The sequence below is a fragment of the Oleiphilus sp. HI0066 genome, from assembly GCF_001635725.1.
This window is the reverse complement of record NZ_LWFH01000236.1, coordinates 1-969: the sequence shown is the minus strand read 5'-3', so window position 1 is coordinate 969 and position 969 is coordinate 1. Positions and strand designations below refer to the sequence as shown.

At 40.9% G+C, this 969-nt stretch carries 2 protein-coding genes; both read right to left on the bottom strand.

Annotation, left to right across the window (positions count from 1 at the left end; all coding sequences use genetic code 11):
• A partial coding sequence (locus tag A3738_RS03790) for an SDR family NAD(P)-dependent oxidoreductase (RefSeq protein WP_156503928.1) occupies positions 1–657 on the bottom strand: 657 nt, incomplete at its 3' end.
• Positions 658–722: 65 nt separating this feature from the next.
• Positions 723–969, bottom strand: a 247-nt coding sequence (locus A3738_RS03785) for a sulfite exporter TauE/SafE family protein (RefSeq protein ID WP_156503927.1), incomplete at its 5' end; no start/stop codon positions are given.

Genomic DNA, 969 nt, shown 5'->3' with positions numbered 1-969 from the left:
CATCAATACTGGATACAAACCATGCATTAAATCTCTGATGACTTTGTTTGATTCATTCAGTGTTGGGCCGAGAGACGGGCCGATTACCATGAAAGGATTAATCGTTACTAAGTCGAAGTCACACTGGTCTTTATTCTTTTCTACGTAATCCCAAGCGGCTTTTTCGGCTTGAACCTTAGAATAAAAGTAAGGATTGCGCTTTAAGTTAGACTTTTCATTCCAGTCTTCTTCGCTAAAGGTTTTATCGTTTCTCGGCTCATCGGTTATTGCCGCAAGAGATGAGGTTAAAACAACACGTTTAACCGAATCTGTTTTTTGACAGGCCTTGAGAACATTCAATGTTCCATTAACCGCTGGATCGACAAGTTCTTTTTGAGAATCTTTGACGTTCACAATGTATGGGCTAGCAGTGTGCATCACGTAATCGCAACCCTGAACAACCTGGTCATAAGCACCTTCTTGCAACAAATCCGCTTGCACGAACTCTAGGCGCTCAAACGCTCCCTCTAATTCGGTTAAATAGGGATATTTATCCGCAGTGCCGCGTACTGTTGCGCGCACTTTATAACCTTGCTCAAGAAGTTGTTTAACAAGATGTGCAGCAATAAACCCCGATGCGCCAGTCACGCATACAGTTGTATTTTGATTTGATGTCATGAAGGACCTCCAAGGTATTTATAATTATCTCTGGATAGCACACGCTATGAGTTACAAAATTCAGTTTAAGTAAGCAACGCGGCGGCGCTTGCAAATATTGTCATTAAAAACAGAAACCACTTAAGTGTTTTTTGACTCAGATTGATGGTTATTTTTACAGCAATATGAGCGCCAACAATAGAGCCAACAGCTAAAATTAATCCAGGCAACCATAAAATTTGATCATTAACGATAAATATCAATAGCGCAACGATGGTAAAGCCCAGCGTACAGACAATTTTCAATGCATTCGTTCGCACTAAGTCGTAGCGT